Genomic DNA, 15,166 nt, shown 5'->3' on the forward strand with positions numbered 1-15,166 from the left:
TTTATATTTCACTTAGGATTTTTGCTAAATTTTTAGCACTTCCAAATTGTAAATATTCTTTTAGAAAATCAACTTTAGCAAAAAATGCCTTATAATCATATTTATTATAAGCTTCATATAAATTTAAAACATTGACTTTATCTTGTAAAAATTCAGGATTTAAAGCTTCTTTTCCAGCGAAATCACAAAAAATATTTGCAAGTCCTATGTGTTTTAATTTTACAAAAAGTTTTGCGATAAAAATATCGATAGCCTTTGCCTTGTAAGCAAGAACAAAAGGAGTTCCCACTAAAGCTGCTTCTAAAGTAGCCGTTCCACTACAAATAAAGGCAAAATCAGCTTTTTTAAGCACTTTTGGAGTGTTACTTTCTATTTTAAATTCACTAATATCACCATAAATTTCTAATTTTTCAAGATTAAATGGGGGAACACAAAGAATTTTTTCACCCTTAAATTTTTGAGAAAGTTCTTTAAAAATAGGCATCAAACGCCTAATTTCACTACGCCTTGAACCTGGTAAAAAGGCTATAGTTTTTTCATCATCTTTTTTTGAAAGTGTATGATTAATATCTTCTTTATTTTTAAATTCTTTTATCTCATCTAAAAGCGGATGGCCTACATAAGTGCTTTTGTTAAAAAACTGATTATCAAAGGGCAAAATAGAAGCTAAAATATCAAAATGACTTTCTATGATAGGTATGCGACCTTTTTTCCATGCCCAAACTTGAGGTAAAATATAATAAATGCGTGGAATTTTACTACCTGCTTTTTTTAAAGCCTTTGCAAAAGGTAAGTTAAAGGCAGGAGAATCTATACATAAAATCCCATCCATTTTTTGAGTAAAACTTAAATTTACAAGTTCTTTTACAGCTTTTTTTCCTTTAAAAATCAAAGGCAAAACTTCTATGAAACCCATGGCGCTAAATTCATGTGAGCTATAAAGCGGCCTAGAATTTAGATCAAATTCTTTACATAAGCTCTCATCATAAATCCCATGAATTTCAAATTTACCAAAGTCTTTTTTATAAGCTTTTAACACTTCTTTTAAATGCAAATTTGCTGAAGGTTCTAAGGCGCAAACTAAAAAGGTTTTCAAAAAAATTTCCTTATAAATATTTTAAATATTTTATCTTATTTTGGCTTAATTAAAAGAAGTTGTGGAAAAATACACACTAAAAGTGTATATGAAGGTTTATTTTCTCCAGTAGTATTTTTTGAAAATTTTCTTAAGATTTATAAACATAATATATTTATTTTTTGCATCGATTTATTCAATATTTTAATTACTCGCAAGCTTATTATTTTAGCTTGCTTGCAAGTAATTAATAAATAGGGGTTGCTTCTATAATGGCTGGGGTAAAAAACATTAATTCATTTAAATCTAAAAATAAAGCTGGATCTAAAGTACATGGTTGTATACCAAAACGTTTTTCTATTGGAACATTTGGATTATAAAATATTTTCATACATTCTCTTCCACCTTCAACTAAAGATCTTATTTGAACTGCTGAGCTAGTTGTTGGCATAATAGAAAATATAGTTTCTAACTTTCCATCTTTTAAATCTTGTTTGCATGATTTCCCTCCAAAAAAACCACTTTCTAGTATCGCCAAACAAATATCATCATCGTTTGGATTTACAAATTGCACATAACCAAAGTGTAACAATTCTCCTAATTCATCTTTTTGTTTTAATTCATCGCTAAGTATAATTTCTCTTAAGATCCAATTTTGGTCTTTTAAATCTTCCGAAGTCTCTCTAAAAGGGCTTAAACTAATTCCTGTCTGTAAGGATCTAATAGCAAACATTGGTGTAAAGTCAGATAAATCGCCAGGTTCTTCGATAGATTTAGATAAGCTTAATAAAACTAATATTAAAATAACAATTTTTTTCATAACAACACCTTATATTAAAAAAATTTTCTAAAATTCACAGGAAAATGATCTGAAGCTAAAAATGTTCTAAGTCCAGCAGCAGCTAGTATGGCTAGTATAGCTGGGGGAGTATATCTTCTGGTTGTATCAGAATTTCCTGTAATAGCGTAATCAAGAACACCACCACTTGCTTGAGTATAAGAAGCAGGAGAAACAAAATATATACGATCCCTTAATCCTCGATCTAATAAAGATGCTAATGAGCCTGGATTTCTATTAAAATCTCCCAAGATCATCCAATTAATTTGAGGCATGTTTCTAAAATGCATATCAACAGCAGTAACTATAGCACCTGCATCATTTCCTCCTCTTGCTAAAGCATGTGCGTTGAAAAATACATCATTGCCAATACGGATTCCTATGATAGGTCTTGAAGCAACGGTTGGAGGAGGTAATACAATTACTTCATCTGCCTGTCTTCTGCTTACTATTGCCATATTAACTCTATTTGCTCCTACATCAACTCTTGAATAATATATAAAAACTGAATTAGGACGAGATAAGGTTCCTAGATTCCATTCGTATTCATGGATAGGAATACCCACCCCAACAGGTTGAACTTGTCTTTGTGTCATTACTGCAGTGGATGGTAAAACACCTGCTTCTTGAATAGCTAAGACATCCATAGGATTGCTTCCCGTAACAAGTTGTCTAATACTAATATTCCATTTACTTTCTGTTGATGCTGAAGAACCTTGTAAATTCCATGTTCCAACATTATAATCTTCTAAAGAAGCAAAGCTTAAATTTATACTTAAAATGATTAATAATATTTTTTTCATAATTAACTCCAAAATTTATCTATAGGGACTATGAGTAGCATAAGTAGGCGGTGCTATATACCACTGTCTATCTAAATTTTTTTCTCCTGATTTTAAACAATCAGTAAGAAATATTTTATAATAACTAAAATCAAATTCTTTCATTACATCATTTATAGGTGTTTGAATGCATTTTTGAGTTGCGTAATTATAAATTTGGTAAGCACCATTACTCATAGGAAATAATATCCAAAATTGAGCAAAATTGCTTTGATCGCAAGGGTAATGGACAATCCCTTCGCCATAAGCATTGAGACATGTAAGCGTCTTAACGTTTTTAATCATAACTTTGTTTTGAGGAAATTCTATGATTTGCCAGACATTTGCATCGCCAAAAGGTATACTTGAATATAAAGTATAGCCCCATATCCAATTTCCCGGTCTTAAAGCCCATACAGTTAAAGCAGCTCCTGATGGACCCATTATGGTTACAAAATCACTAGGATATCCTCTATTTTCATATACAGATGCATCATTAAATTTTCCATTTGATTGTAATCTAGGCGAAGGTCCTTTAACAAAATCATTACCTTTAAAAGTATTTGTTTTTATTACAGGTGGTTCTAAAGGAACATCTTTTGGTATCAAATCTGAACCATCAACTAAAGCAGGAGTTTCTTGTTTGGCTGGTATTGTAGGTGTTTTTCCTATTTTAAGTGGATCGCTATCATGTAAATCACCATAAGATCGTCCCAGAGGATTAAGCTCTTTAGAAGAGCATCCGATAAAAAATATCAATAATAAGCTTAATACTATCATAGAATGAAATTTTTGCATTTTTTCTCCTTAAGTGAATTAAGATTTCGATAAGTATAATAATATAATTTTAAAAATATATAAAAAATTATAATTTAAGATTAAATAATTGTCTTCTATAAAAGAATAAAATTTTAATTTTTTGGAAAAATTCATAGTTATAAAAAAAATATATTAACATCAATAATGAAAATTAATTTTAATAATAAAAAAGTTTTTTTATTATTAAAATTTAAACTATGGAATTTTAAGTTTTTAAGAATAAAAATATAAATGAGTATGGAATTCAAAATATTTGAACACTAGAAGAGTTACGATTAAAATCGTGATTCTAAAGTGTAGATTGGACTAAATAATAAAAATTAAGTTAATTTTGAGTTAATTGTGAATTACTTTATTGAGTTGAGAATAAAAGAATTAATTATAAAGAACATTTCTATATAGCTTTATTTGTATTTATTCTTAAAGCTTTTTATGTTAAAATATCCAATAAGGAAAAGCAATGAAAGAAATTCTTATCACTAATGATGATGGCTATGAGAGCAAAGGACTTAAAAAACTCATTAAAATGTTAAAAAAAGAATTTAAAGCCAAGATCACCATAGTAGCTCCTGCTAGTGAAAAATCAGCTTGTTCACACTCCATAACCCTAACCAAACCTTTGCGTTTTGTTAAAGTAGGAAAAAGATTTTACAAGCTTGATGATGGTACTCCAGCAGATTGTATTTATCTTGCACTTCACGCACTTTATAAAACACGCTTGCCTGATCTTGTAATCAGTGGGATTAACAAAGGAGCAAACGTAGGTGAAGATATTACCTACTCAGGAACTTGTGCAGGAGCTATGGAGGCGGTTTTACAAGGAATTCCTGCTATCGCTCTTTCTCAATTTTATAAAAAAAGCGAAAAAGAACTAGACTATAAAAATGCTTTAAAAATTACCAAAAAAATCATTCAAAATATTTTTGATAAAGGTTTTCCTTTGGAAAAAAAAGAATTTTTAAATATCAATTTTCCTGCAAAATCAAAAATCAAAGGCATTAAAATTTGTAAAGCAGGCAAAAGGGTTTATAATTTTGAAGCCCACTCAAATGTCAATCCAAGAGGAGTTGAGTATTATTGGCTTGCAGCAGCGAATTTAGACTTTGAAGATGAGAAAAATAGCGATATTGTCTTACTTAAAAAAGGCTACGCTACAATAACCCCTATAATGCTGGATCTTACAGCTTATGAAAAAATGAAAAAAGTTAAAAAATGGTTAAAGGCAAATGATGAATGATAGATTTACACGTATAAAATGGCTAGTTGGAGAAGAAAAATTTCAAAAAATTTCACAAACAAAAGTTTTGGTTTGCGGACTTGGTGGAGTGGGTGGAATTTGCGTTGATGCACTTTATCGTAGTGGTTTTAAAAACCTTACTTTAATCGATGCGGATAAATTTGAAATCACCAATCAAAATCGCCAAATTCATAGCGAAAATATAGGCGAAGAAAAAGCTAAAGTATTTGAAAGAATTTATAAGGCTAAAGGTATAGTCAGCAAAATCGATGAAGATTTTTTAGAAAAATTTGATTTAAGCGAGTTTGATCTTATCATAGATGCCATTGATGATATCCCTGCAAAAGTAGCTTTGGCTCATCTTATAGATTTTAAAAAACAAATTTTTATCTCTTCAACAGGTGGAGCTAGAAAGCTTGATCCAACACGCATTAAAACTACAAGTATTTTTAATACTCACGGCGATGCTTTAGCGAAAAAATTTCGTTATGAACTTAGAAAATCAGGCTTTAAGGGAAATTTTGATGTGGTATTTTCTGATGAAGAAGCACATTGTAAAGATTTAGGTTCTTTTATGGGTGTAACAGCTTCTTTTGGTTTGGCTTTAGCAAGTTTAGCAATGAGAAAAGTCTTATCAAAATATAAAGAGCAATGAGAAATTTTATTGTATTTATATTGTTTTTGAATATAGCCATTGGAGAGGATAAAATACTTGGTAATTTTTTTAAAGATTGTAATACAAGTGGGACTTTTATAGTCTTTGATGGAAAAAATTATGCAAGTAATGATTTTCAAAGAGCTAAACAAACCTTTTCTCCTGCTTCAACTTTTAAAATTTTTAATGCTTTAATTGCACTTGATAATGGTGTAGTTAGAGATACAAAGGAAATTTTCTATCATTATAAGGGTGAAAAAGTATTTTTGCCCTCTTGGAAACAAGATGCTAGTTTAAGCTCAGCCATAAAACGCTCTCAAGTGCCTGCTTTTAAAGAATTGGCAAGAAAAATAGGACTTAAAACCATGCAAGAAGGCTTAAATAAACTTTCTTATGGAAATACAAAAATTTCAAAAATCGATACCTTTTGGTTGGATAATTCTTTACAAATTTCTGCAAAAAATCAAGCTGATTTGCTTTTTAAACTTTCGCAAAATTCTTTACCTTTTTCCAAAAAAAGTCAAGAAGAAGTTAAAGAAATTATTCTTTTTAAGGAAGATAAAATCCAAAAAATTTATGCTAAAACAGGTTTTAATGATAATATCAATTTAGCTTGGATTGTTGGATTTGTAAAGACTGAAAACAAAATTTTATCTTTTGCTTTAAATGTTGATATAAAGGACATTAAAAATATTAAAATAAGGGAAGAATTATTAAATAAGTATTTAGCTAATTTTTCCAACAATAATAGGATTAAAAGCTTTTACTGAAAGTATGAGAGTATCGCCTATTTTTATATCTTGATAAGCTTTTAAAAATTCCTCTTCACTAAGAGTAATTTTAATAATGTCTTGATTTAAAAGCAAGGTTAAAACCACTAAAATATCACTTTTTTTAATTTCTAACAAAGTTGCACTCAAACGCAATTTTGCACTAATACTTGAATGAGTAAAAAATTCATTTTTAGGAAAATCCTTAATGATTTTTCCATTCCTAAGCTCTAAAATTCTATGACTTAACTTATAAATTTCAGCTAAATCATGACTTACCAATAAAGTACTTATCTTAAAATACTCTAAAATTTTAGCCAATTCATCTTGTAAATTGGCGCGCATTTTAAAATCCAAAGCACTCAAAGGCTCATCTAAAAGCAAAATTTTTGGTTCCCTTGCTAAAGCTCTTGCTAAAGCTACTCTTTGTGCTTGTCCTCCGCTTAAATGTTTAGGATAAATTTTAGCTAAATTTTCAAGTCCCATTAAGGCTAAAAGCTCGCTAACCTTTGCTTTAGAACTAGCGGCATAGGCGATATTTTCTTTTACATTCATATTTGGAAAAAGCGCATAATCTTGAAAAACAAAACCAATTTTTCTTTTTTGCAAAGCTAAACTAAAATTTTTTGAAGAATCAAACCAAAGTTCATTATCTACTTCTATACGCCCCAATTTAGGCTTTATAAGTCCTGCTATGATTTTTAAAAGAGTGGTTTTTCCTGCTCCACTTTCGCCAAAAAGTGCAGTAATTTTTCCTGATTCTATATCTTTTTTAAAATTTAGATTGAGCATTCCTTTAGCAGTATTTATAGGATGATTGATATCAATTTTTATCATTGAAAACTCATTTTTTTATTGACAAAATAAAGACTAAAAAGCACTAAAAAAGAAAAAATAAACAATATAAAAGCATATTGATGGGCTAAGCTATAGTTTAAGATCTCAAGCTCATCATAAATAGCTATACTAGCTACTAAAGTTTCACCTTGTTTATGTCCTCCTATCATCATCACGACTCCAAATTCACCCACAGTATGGGCAAAACTCATCGCACAAGCACTAAAAATTCCTGCTTTAGAATTAGGTAAAATTACTCTAAAAAGAGTATAAATTTTACTTTTACCTAAACTATAAGAAGCATCGAGTAAATTTGGATTGATCGATGAAAAGGCACTTTGCAAAGGATTTACCATAAAAGGCAAAGAAAAAATCAAAGAAGCAAAAACAAGACCTTCAAAACTAAAAACCAAAGAAAGATTAAAATATTCTTTTAAAACTTGCCCTAAAAAACTATTAGCCGAAAAAGTTACAAGCAAATAAAATCCCAAAACACTAGGAGGTAAAATCAAAGGCAAAGAAATAAAGCTTTGAAGGATTGTTTTAAAAGGAAAACGCACAAAACTTAACAAATAAGCTAAAAAAACACCGATAAAAAAAAGAATAAAAGTCGTGATAAAAGCAAGTTTAAAAGTAAGATAAAGGGTTTGTAAAAAAGCTGGTTCAAGCACTATGACTCCTTAATACAATATCATTTGCTTTTACAAAACAAAGCCATTCTTGATTTTCACAAAGTTCAAGTTCTAAGGCTTTTTCTTTGGTGATGATACTAGAAAGCTCATTACCCTTAAAATCAAAAAATACCTGATACAAAAGTTCGCCTTTTTTAATTTTTGTAATTTTAGCTAAAAAAGAATTTTCAACACTTAAAAGAGTTTTGCTTGTGCTAAAACAAAGCTCATGCTCTTTAAAAAGAAGTTCTACACTCGCACCAATTTTTAAATTTTCTAAAGACTTTAATTCAAGCATTAAAACACTAAAAATCACTTCTTTAGAAAGTATTTTAACAATAACTATATCCTCTTGATTTAAAAGCTCGTAAATTTGTCCTTTTATAAGGTTCATGGTGTGCTAAATCCGTATTTTTTAAAAATCTCTTTTGCTTTTGAAGAGCTAATAAATTCACTAAATTCAAAGGCTAATTTTTTATCCTTAGCATATTTTGTGATGACATAACTTTGTTCTAAAGGGCTAAAATACTTTGCATCAATTATAACAGTCTTACCCTTAGGATGATTAATAGGAGAAACTAAAGAATAAGCTACTATAGCTATATCTGCATTTTTACTATCTACATGTAAAACAGGCACTGAGATATTTTCGCCTAAAACGATTTTGTCTTTAAAAAGCTCATTTAAATCCAAATTTTCAAGCACTTCTTTAGCTGCTACTCCATAAGGAGCTACTTTAGGATTGGCTATGCTTAGATGCGTGATTTTACCTGCCTTTTCTTTTAAATTTTCAATGCCTCTTTGGAGTAAATTTTCATCCAAACTATACAAAGCCAAAACTCCTAAAACATAAACTTTTGGCTTTATTAAGGCATTTTTATCATCATAAATAGCCTTAGTATATTTAGTATCCGCTGAAAAAAAGAGATCAAATTCTCTTCCTTGTTTTAAAAGTTCATAATATTTTCCAGAAGCACCAAAAACCAATTCTATTTTATCTTCTGGATGTGTTTTCAAAAACTCATCTTTAACTTCACTCATTGCCTTTGAAGCTGAAGAAGCTACAAAAATGCTTAAATTTTGTGCATTTAGATGTAAGGTAAAAAACAAAATCCCAAAAAATACTATAAACTTTTTCATTTAGTTTTCCTTGTGTAAAAATTTAATTTTTGGATTATAACACAAAAAATTCATTTTATATCATTTTTGCATAAAATAAATACAGGATGATAAGTGAGTTTGTTTTGAAATTTTTCTTCAAATTCTTTTAAAAAACTTTTATTTAAAGGATAAAATCCTAAAGAATTTACACCGCTAAATTTTAAATGCCTAAAAACATCTAAAGCATTATCAAAGCTTAATTCTATGAGTTCTTGAGTAATTTTTACCTCATTAAAATAGACTTTAAAAATTTGCTCTAATTCATTTAAGCTAAAATAATTTAAACCAAAACCCGTGCTTTGCTTGATTTCTTTTAAATTTTGTTCTGCAAAAGTAGAAAGAAGTAAAATCCCATTTTGATTTAGCATATCCCTAAGACTTGGTAAAATGCGTTTTAAATCAAGCCATTGCAAAGTTGCATTTGAAACAATAAGATCAAATTTCTCTTTACTTAAATCTTGTTTTGCAATTTCGTTCATATCAAAAATTAAAATATTAGAATTTTCTTTAAAATCTAAAATATCGTTTTTTAAATATTCATCAAAAGTAATGAAATTTTGAAGTTTTTTGCTCAATTCACCTCTACCGCAACCAAATTCAAACACTTTTTCAAAATGTGAAATTTTTAAATCTTTTAAAATTTCACAAAGTTTTAAACCCATAAAATCTTGCACTTTTGCATGTTTTTCATAATCTTTTGCTTTTAAAAAATTCAAATTTCATCCCAAGTTTTAAAATCAAAAAAAGCAAAATGCGGTTCATCTAAAAAAATAAGTTTTGAAAAAGCATTTTTTAAAGTATTTGGTGGAAAAATTTTATCTTCTTTACTTGAATAAACCTTATCCCAAAGCAAATTTTCTTCTTGTTTTGTTAAAGCAAAGTCAAAAAGTTTTTCAAGTTCTATTTTTAAAGCTTTTTCATCTTTAAAAATAAAATCTTTGACTAAGCTTTTGCGTTCTTCAAATAAAACTTCTTTGAAATTTTCTAATTTAAAATTTTGCAGGGTTTTTTTAAAAATTGTAGGATGAATTCCTTTTGATTTATCTATACCTAAATTTGTGCCATTTATGGCTATTTTTTGTTTAAAATTAAGCTCTTTTAAAAGTCTATTTGCTACGCAAACCCCCATAGAAAAAGCGATTAAAAAAAGTTCATCAAAAGCTTTGAAATCAAAATTTAAATCAAAATTTTCATAATCATAAAATAAAATCACATTTTTATTGCTTTTTAAATGCGAAAAATGACTAGGATGTGAAGCAAATCCCCCAAATATCACTATAAGTTTTTTTGAATCAGGATTTTTACATAAAAATTCATATTTCATAAAAGCTCTATTATCCTTTCAAGTTCTTCTGTGTTAAGTCCTGCATGTAAGGAAAAACGAATTCTGGCTTTATTCTTTGGCACGGTAGGTTCTTTGATCGCAGGAGCAAAAAATCCAGCTTTTTGGAGTTTTTGTGAAATTTCTAAGGCTTTTTTATTTTCACCTAAAAGCAAGCAAATAATATAAGCATCGCCTAAAACAGTGTGATTTTTTTCTTGCAATTTACTTTTAAAAAAAGTACTTAAAAACTCTAATTTTTCTCTTTCTTTCTTAAAATAAGGCATTTTTTTAAAAATAAATTGCGTCCAAGCTACATTAATAGGTGGCAAGGCTGTAGAATAAATAAAAGCTCTAGCTTTGTTGATGAAAAATTTTTTATATTTTTCATCACATATTATACAAGCACCTATGGAAGCAATGGCTTTACCAAAGGTAAAAACCAAAAAATCCACTTCATTTTCCAAGGCTAGTTTTTTAACAAGCCCCAAACCTTCTTCATCAAAACAACCCACGCTGTGTGCTTCATCTATATAAAGCTTAATTTTATCATAACGTCTTTTAAGCTCACACAAAGTTTTAAAATCGCTAAAATCTCCATCCATACTAAACAAAGCTTCGCTTAAAACGATGATATTTTCATATTTATCATAATGTTTTTGGATTAAACTCTCTAAATGATTCATATCTTTATGATGAAAACGAAAAAAATCAGCTCCGCCAAGTCTTAAACCATCAATCATACTTGCATGAATAAATTTATCGGTTAAAAAAAGCGTCTTAGAAACGCTAGAAAGTGCTGCTATACAAGAGATATTTAGATGATAACCACTATTAAAATGTAAAATTTCCTTATCTTTAAATTTAGTCTTTAAAAAACTTTCTAATTCTTCATAAATTTCAAAATTTCCACTCAAACTTCTTGAACTCGAACTTGAAAAAAATAAATCTTGCTCTTTTAAGGTGTTCAAAAACTCAGCTTTTAACTCTTTAGAAGACGCCAAATAAAGATAATCATTTCCTGCTAAATTTAAAAGTTTTTGATCTTGCTTATAAACAAATTTATTTTCATGTTTTAAAGGCGTTAGAGTTCTTAGATTGTGATTTTGCTCTAGATCTTGCAAAATTTTTTCAAGCTTCATTTTTTTCCTGTAAATTTAAAAATTTAAAGTATTATTTTGCCAAAATATTTTTAAAAAAGAAGTTATGATGCAAAATCAAATCTTAAAAAATCTCGATTTAAAACACATTTGGCACCCTTGCACACAAATGAAAGATCACGAAACTTTACCTTTAATCCCTATAAAAACAGCAAAAGGCGTGTGGCTTTATGATTTTGATGATAAAGCTTATATGGATTGTGTGAGTTCTTGGTGGGTAAATCTTTTTGGTCATTGTAATGAAAAAATCGCAAATGCCATTAAAAAACAAGTTAATGAGCTTGAACATGTGATTTTAGCAGGTTTTACACATGAGCCTATCATCAAACTTTCGGCTAGACTTTGTGAAAAAGTGGGGCGTGATTTTAATAAATGTTTTTATGCAGATAATGGCTCAAGTGCCATTGAAGTAGCACTTAAAATGAGTTTTCATTATCATTTAAATAAAGGTTTGAAAAAAAATAAATTTTTATCCCTAAGCAATTCCTATCATGGTGAAACCTTAGGGGCTTTAAGCGTAGGCGATGTTGCGCTATATAAAGATACTTACAAAGCCTTGCTTTTAGAGTGTTTAAGCACTCCTGTGCCACAAGGTAAAGACTATACTAAAGAGCTTGAAATTTTAAAAGATATTTTAGAAAAACACTCGAGTGAAATTTGTGCTTTTATTCTTGAACCCTTGGTGCAATGTGCGGGAAATATGCACATGTATGAAGTTGGTTTTATCGATGAAGCGATCAAGCTTTGCCATGATTTTAATGTGCAAGTGATTTTTGATGAAATTGCAGTGGGTTTTGGACGCACAGGAACTTTGTTTGCCTTGCATCAATGCAAACAAAGCCCTGATTTTATCTGTCTTTCAAAGGGAATTACAGGAGGATTTATGCCTCTTTCTGTGGTGCTTACAAAGGATGAAATTTATAATGCCTTTTATGCACCTTATAGCGAGCAAAAAGCCTTTTTACATTCTCATAGTTATACAGGAAATACTCTAGCTTGTGCAGCGGCTAATGCGGTTTTAGATATCTTTGAAAATGAAAATATTTTAGAAAAAAATCAAATTTTAAGCGCCTTTATCCAACAAGAATTTTCAAAACTTAAAAAATTTGATTTTTTAGGAAATTTTAGAACTTGCGGAATGATTAGTGCTTTTGATATTTTAAGTTATAAATATGAACGCGTGGGGCTTTTTGTATTTCAAAAAGCCTTAGAAAAAGGTTTGCTTTTAAGACCTTTGGCAAATACGATTTATTTTATGCCTCCTTACATCATCACAAAAGAACAAATCGTTTATGTAGTAGAGAGTTTAGAGCAGATTTTTAAGGAATTTTAAGTTGTAAAATTTCTTGCATTTGTTCTTTAAAATCTTTATTTAAAATACTATTTTCATCAAAAAAATCAAGATTGATTATAGGAATTTTTGCATAATTTTTTATAAAATCATCTTGTAAGATATCTTTTTTACCCATCATCACAAGGGCTAAAATATTGATATTTCTTTGCTTTAAAGCTTCAATGCTAAGCAAGATATGATTAATACTTCCAAGATAGTATTTTGCTACTAAAATCGTAGGGTGTTTAAAAATATTCATAAAATCAATCATAGTGTAATTTTCATCCATAGGAGAAAAAAGCCCACCCGCAAGCTCAATAAGTAGGTTTTTGCTTTTTGGTAAAATGATATCTAAGGCTTTATAATCAAGCTTTTCTTTGATTTTTCCAAGATGAGGAGAAGCTGGAGTTTGCAAAAAAATACCTTCTTTAAAAATCTTTGTTTTTGGGCTAAATTTTGCAATAAAATCGCTATCTGTTGGAGTTCCTGCTTGAATGAGTTTAAAATAGTCATAGTTAAAATTCGCGCAAAAAGCTGCACTAAAATGTGTTTTTCCTACATCAGTATGTATTCCACTCACATAAATTTGCACAAAAAATCCTTAAGAAAGAAATTTTAAACCTACTGTACAAGCAATAATCACAGCGATTAAAAAAAGTTTTAAAAAACTTTTACTTTCTTTATAAAAAAGTACTCCTATCATTACCCCACCAGCAGTTCCAGCTCCTGTCCATATAGCATAAGCAACACTCATAGCGATATTTTGCATACTTAAGCTTAAAAAAGTAAAAGAAAATCCAAAACACACAATCAAAGCCAAAAGGTAAAGCTTGTTTTTAGTGCTTACAAGTTCTTTCATGATCACCACACCAAAAATTTCACAAGCAGTAGCTAAAAACAAATAAAACCATTCCATAACTAAGCTTCCTTGCTTACCCATTTAAGGGCTATAATGCTTAAAAGTAAAATCGCTATAAGCACAAGTTTAACTATAGAAACAGCCTCGTTAAAAATAAACATTTCATTTAAAACCACCCCAACAGTGCCAATGCCTACAAAAACACTATAAGTAATACTTACTTCAAGTCTTTCACAAGCTTTTAAAAAGCAAGTAAAAGAAATACAAACCCCAATGGCTGTTAAAATATAGTGCCAAATTTCTGTAGAATACTTAAGTCCGCTTACCCAAAAGCATTCTATAATCCCACCTAAGATTATTAAAAACCAAGCTATATTGATATTGAATTTTTCATTCACATGAAGCCTTAAATTAACATAATTTATAAAACAAATTATATCTTAAAGAAATTAAAAGAAGCTATAAATTTACTTTTCCATAAGCCAAAATTAGATATAATCAAAGCTCATTTTTTAAGAAAGGACAAAAGATGTTAGAAGGTATCGTTAGAGAGAGTATCGGTAGAAAAGCTGCTAAAGCTTTAAAAAGAGATGGTTATCTAATCGCAAACATCTATGGAAAAGGATTAGAAAACATCAATGCCGCTTTTAAAGTAAATGAGTTTATTAAGGAAGTTCGTAAAAAAACTACTTTAATTTTTGATGTAAAAGTAGGTTCTCAAACTTTAAGCGTTGTAGTTGTGGATTATCAAAAAGATCCTGTAACTGCAGAACTTAAACATGTGGATTTAAAAGTTGCACAAAAAGGTGTGATTTCTAAATACATGGTTCCAGTTAAAATCACAGGAACAGCTATAGGTCTTAAAAATAAAGGTGTTTTAATCCAATCAAAAAGAAGATTAAAAGTAAAATGTGCAGCTGAAAATTTGCCAAATTTCTTCGAACTTGATGTAAGTAAGCTTGATGTGGGTGATGCTTTGCTTGTTCGTGATATTGTAGTTCCTGCGGGAGTAACTATGATTGATGCTGATAGAGTAGCGGTTGTAGGTGTAGAAAAAGCTAGATGATTTTAGTCGTAGGGCTTGGCAATATAGGCGTAGAGTATGAAAATACCCGTCATAATGTCGGTTTTATGCTAATTGACTTGCTTTTAAAAGAAAGCAATTTTACAAATCTTACAAACTCTAAATTTAAAGGAGAACTTTTTAAAATAGGTTCTTCTTTGCTTCTTCTTAAACCTAGTACTTATATGAATAATTCAGGACTTAGTGTAAAAGCAGTGAATGATTTTTATAAATGCGAAAGAATGATAGTTATCCATGATGATATAGATATAAATTTAGGAGCCTTGCGCTTTAAAAAAGGCGGTTCAAGTGGTGGACATAATGGGCTTAAAAGCATAGATACTTTATGTGGAAATGATTATGAAAGAGTGCGTATAGGAGTGGGAAAGGGTGAAAATGTGATTTCCCATGTTTTGGGCAAGTTTAAAGCCGAAGAAGAAATAACTTTAAGCAAAGTTTTAGAGCATACAAAAAAAGCTTTGCTTGAGCTTATTGAAAATGATGATTTGTCTGCTATATCATCTAAATACAGCCTAAAGGCTTAAG

The 15,166-nt window shown here is 29.3% G+C and carries 20 protein-coding genes; 6 read left to right on the top strand and 14 right to left on the bottom strand.

Annotation, left to right across the window (positions count from 1 at the left end; genetic code table 11):
• Window position 1: 1 nt before the first annotated feature.
• The 4 genes from lpxB to AJN70_RS00170 all read right to left on the bottom strand — a co-directional run bounded on the left by lpxB (window position 2) and on the right by AJN70_RS00170 (window position 3,532).
• Window positions 2-1,096 (bottom strand): lipid-A-disaccharide synthase, encoded by a 1,095-nt coding sequence (lpxB, locus tag AJN70_RS00155; protein WP_070239956.1) that lies wholly within the window; start codon window positions 1,094-1,096, stop codon window positions 2-4.
• A 226-nt stretch (window positions 1,097-1,322) separates the two neighbouring features.
• A complete protein-coding gene (locus AJN70_RS00160) occupies window positions 1,323-1,895 on the bottom strand; it encodes a cytochrome c oxidase subunit IV (RefSeq protein ID WP_044779556.1) in 573 nt (190 codons plus the stop codon).
• A 14-nt stretch (window positions 1,896-1,909) separates the two neighbouring features.
• Window positions 1,910-2,716, bottom strand: a complete 807-nt coding sequence (locus AJN70_RS00165; RefSeq protein WP_070239959.1) for a cytolethal distending toxin subunit B family protein — start codon at window positions 2,714-2,716, stop codon at window positions 1,910-1,912.
• 15 nt (window positions 2,717-2,731) lie between these two features.
• Window positions 2,732-3,532: an RICIN domain-containing protein gene (locus tag AJN70_RS00170; RefSeq protein ID WP_070233683.1), complete on the bottom strand. Its 801-nt coding sequence runs from the start codon at window positions 3,530-3,532 to the stop codon at window positions 2,732-2,734.
• A gap of 481 nt (window positions 3,533-4,013) precedes the next feature.
• Here AJN70_RS00170 and surE point away from each other — a divergent pair, with 481 nt between their 5' ends.
• The 3 genes from surE to AJN70_RS00185 are packed head-to-tail and all read left to right on the top strand — an operon-like array spanning window position 4,014 to window position 6,215.
• Complete coding sequence (surE, locus tag AJN70_RS00175) at window positions 4,014-4,790, top strand: 5'/3'-nucleotidase SurE (RefSeq protein WP_070239961.1); 777 nt, start codon at window positions 4,014-4,016, stop codon at window positions 4,788-4,790.
• Window positions 4,780-5,445 carry a ThiF family adenylyltransferase gene (locus tag AJN70_RS00180; RefSeq protein WP_074470129.1) on the top strand — a complete coding sequence of 222 codons (666 nt, stop codon included), beginning with the start codon at window positions 4,780-4,782 and terminating at the stop codon, window positions 5,443-5,445. The genes surE and AJN70_RS00180 overlap by 11 nt, the downstream gene beginning before the upstream one ends.
• Window positions 5,442-6,215, top strand: a complete 774-nt coding sequence (locus AJN70_RS00185) for an OXA-184 family class D beta-lactamase OXA-614 (protein WP_070233680.1) — start codon at window positions 5,442-5,444, stop codon at window positions 6,213-6,215. The genes AJN70_RS00180 and AJN70_RS00185 overlap by 4 nt, the downstream gene beginning before the upstream one ends.
• Here the strand turns inward: AJN70_RS00185 and AJN70_RS00190 are convergent.
• From AJN70_RS00190 to AJN70_RS00220, 7 genes are read right to left on the bottom strand one after another with little or no spacing between them, the layout of a single operon-like run.
• Entirely contained in the window at window positions 6,171-7,052 is an 882-nt protein-coding gene (locus AJN70_RS00190; RefSeq protein WP_070276365.1) for a sulfate/molybdate ABC transporter ATP-binding protein, read from the bottom strand. The two genes, AJN70_RS00185 and AJN70_RS00190, sit on opposite strands and share 45 nt — an antisense overlap.
• Window positions 7,049-7,723: a molybdate ABC transporter permease subunit gene (gene modB, locus AJN70_RS00195; RefSeq protein WP_070233678.1), complete on the bottom strand. Its 675-nt coding sequence runs from the start codon at window positions 7,721-7,723 to the stop codon at window positions 7,049-7,051. The genes AJN70_RS00190 and modB overlap by 4 nt, the downstream gene beginning before the upstream one ends.
• Window positions 7,716-8,117, bottom strand: a complete 402-nt coding sequence (locus tag AJN70_RS00200; RefSeq protein WP_070233677.1) for a molybdopterin-binding protein — start codon at window positions 8,115-8,117, stop codon at window positions 7,716-7,718. Before AJN70_RS00200 ends, modB begins: the two co-directional genes overlap by 8 nt.
• Window positions 8,114-8,863: a molybdate ABC transporter substrate-binding protein gene (modA, locus tag AJN70_RS00205; protein WP_070276369.1), complete on the bottom strand. Its 750-nt coding sequence runs from the start codon at window positions 8,861-8,863 to the stop codon at window positions 8,114-8,116. Before modA ends, AJN70_RS00200 begins: the two co-directional genes overlap by 4 nt.
• A gap of 50 nt (window positions 8,864-8,913) precedes the next feature.
• Window positions 8,914-9,600 carry a malonyl-ACP O-methyltransferase BioC gene (gene bioC / locus AJN70_RS00210; protein WP_070233675.1) on the bottom strand — a complete coding sequence of 229 codons (687 nt, stop codon included), beginning with the start codon at window positions 9,598-9,600 and terminating at the stop codon, window positions 8,914-8,916.
• The gene (locus AJN70_RS00215) at window positions 9,597-10,208 is read right to left on the bottom strand and encodes a pimeloyl-ACP methyl esterase BioG family protein (RefSeq protein WP_070233674.1); all 612 of its coding nucleotides are present in this window, start codon (window positions 10,206-10,208) and stop codon (window positions 9,597-9,599) included. Before AJN70_RS00215 ends, bioC begins: the two co-directional genes overlap by 4 nt.
• Entirely contained in the window at window positions 10,205-11,347 is a 1,143-nt protein-coding gene (locus tag AJN70_RS00220) for an aminotransferase class I/II-fold pyridoxal phosphate-dependent enzyme (protein WP_070274992.1), read from the bottom strand. The genes AJN70_RS00215 and AJN70_RS00220 overlap by 4 nt, the downstream gene beginning before the upstream one ends.
• Before the next feature lie 67 nt (window positions 11,348-11,414).
• Here AJN70_RS00220 and AJN70_RS00225 point away from each other — a divergent pair, with 67 nt between their 5' ends.
• A complete protein-coding gene (locus AJN70_RS00225; RefSeq protein ID WP_070233672.1) occupies window positions 11,415-12,698 on the top strand; it encodes an adenosylmethionine--8-amino-7-oxononanoate transaminase in 1,284 nt (427 codons plus the stop codon).
• Here the strand turns inward: AJN70_RS00225 and AJN70_RS00230 are convergent.
• The 3 genes from AJN70_RS00230 to AJN70_RS00240 are packed head-to-tail and all read right to left on the bottom strand — an operon-like array spanning window position 12,685 to window position 13,955.
• Window positions 12,685-13,290: a dethiobiotin synthase gene (locus AJN70_RS00230; protein WP_070233671.1), complete on the bottom strand. Its 606-nt coding sequence runs from the start codon at window positions 13,288-13,290 to the stop codon at window positions 12,685-12,687. The two genes, AJN70_RS00225 and AJN70_RS00230, sit on opposite strands and share 14 nt — an antisense overlap.
• Window positions 13,291-13,299: 9 nt before the next feature.
• The gene (locus AJN70_RS00235; RefSeq protein WP_002794052.1) at window positions 13,300-13,614 is read right to left on the bottom strand and encodes a DMT family transporter; all 315 of its coding nucleotides are present in this window, start codon (window positions 13,612-13,614) and stop codon (window positions 13,300-13,302) included.
• Between the two features lie 2 nt (window positions 13,615-13,616).
• Window positions 13,617-13,955 carry a DMT family transporter gene (locus AJN70_RS00240; protein WP_002892867.1) on the bottom strand — a complete coding sequence of 113 codons (339 nt, stop codon included), beginning with the start codon at window positions 13,953-13,955 and terminating at the stop codon, window positions 13,617-13,619.
• A gap of 131 nt (window positions 13,956-14,086) precedes the next feature.
• Between AJN70_RS00240 and AJN70_RS00245 the strand changes: the two genes are divergently transcribed.
• Window positions 14,087-14,623, top strand: coding sequence for a 50S ribosomal protein L25/general stress protein Ctc (locus AJN70_RS00245; RefSeq protein WP_002791314.1), 537 nt, complete (start codon window positions 14,087-14,089; stop codon window positions 14,621-14,623).
• The gene (pth, locus tag AJN70_RS00250; RefSeq protein ID WP_002892865.1) at window positions 14,620-15,165 is read left to right on the top strand and encodes an aminoacyl-tRNA hydrolase; all 546 of its coding nucleotides are present in this window, start codon (window positions 14,620-14,622) and stop codon (window positions 15,163-15,165) included. The genes AJN70_RS00245 and pth overlap by 4 nt, the downstream gene beginning before the upstream one ends.
• Window position 15,166: the final 1 nt, after the last annotated feature.

It is taken from the genome of Campylobacter sp. BCW_4341, assembly GCF_001764255.1.
GTDB lineage: Bacteria > Campylobacterota > Campylobacteria > Campylobacterales > Campylobacteraceae > Campylobacter_D > Campylobacter_D jejuni.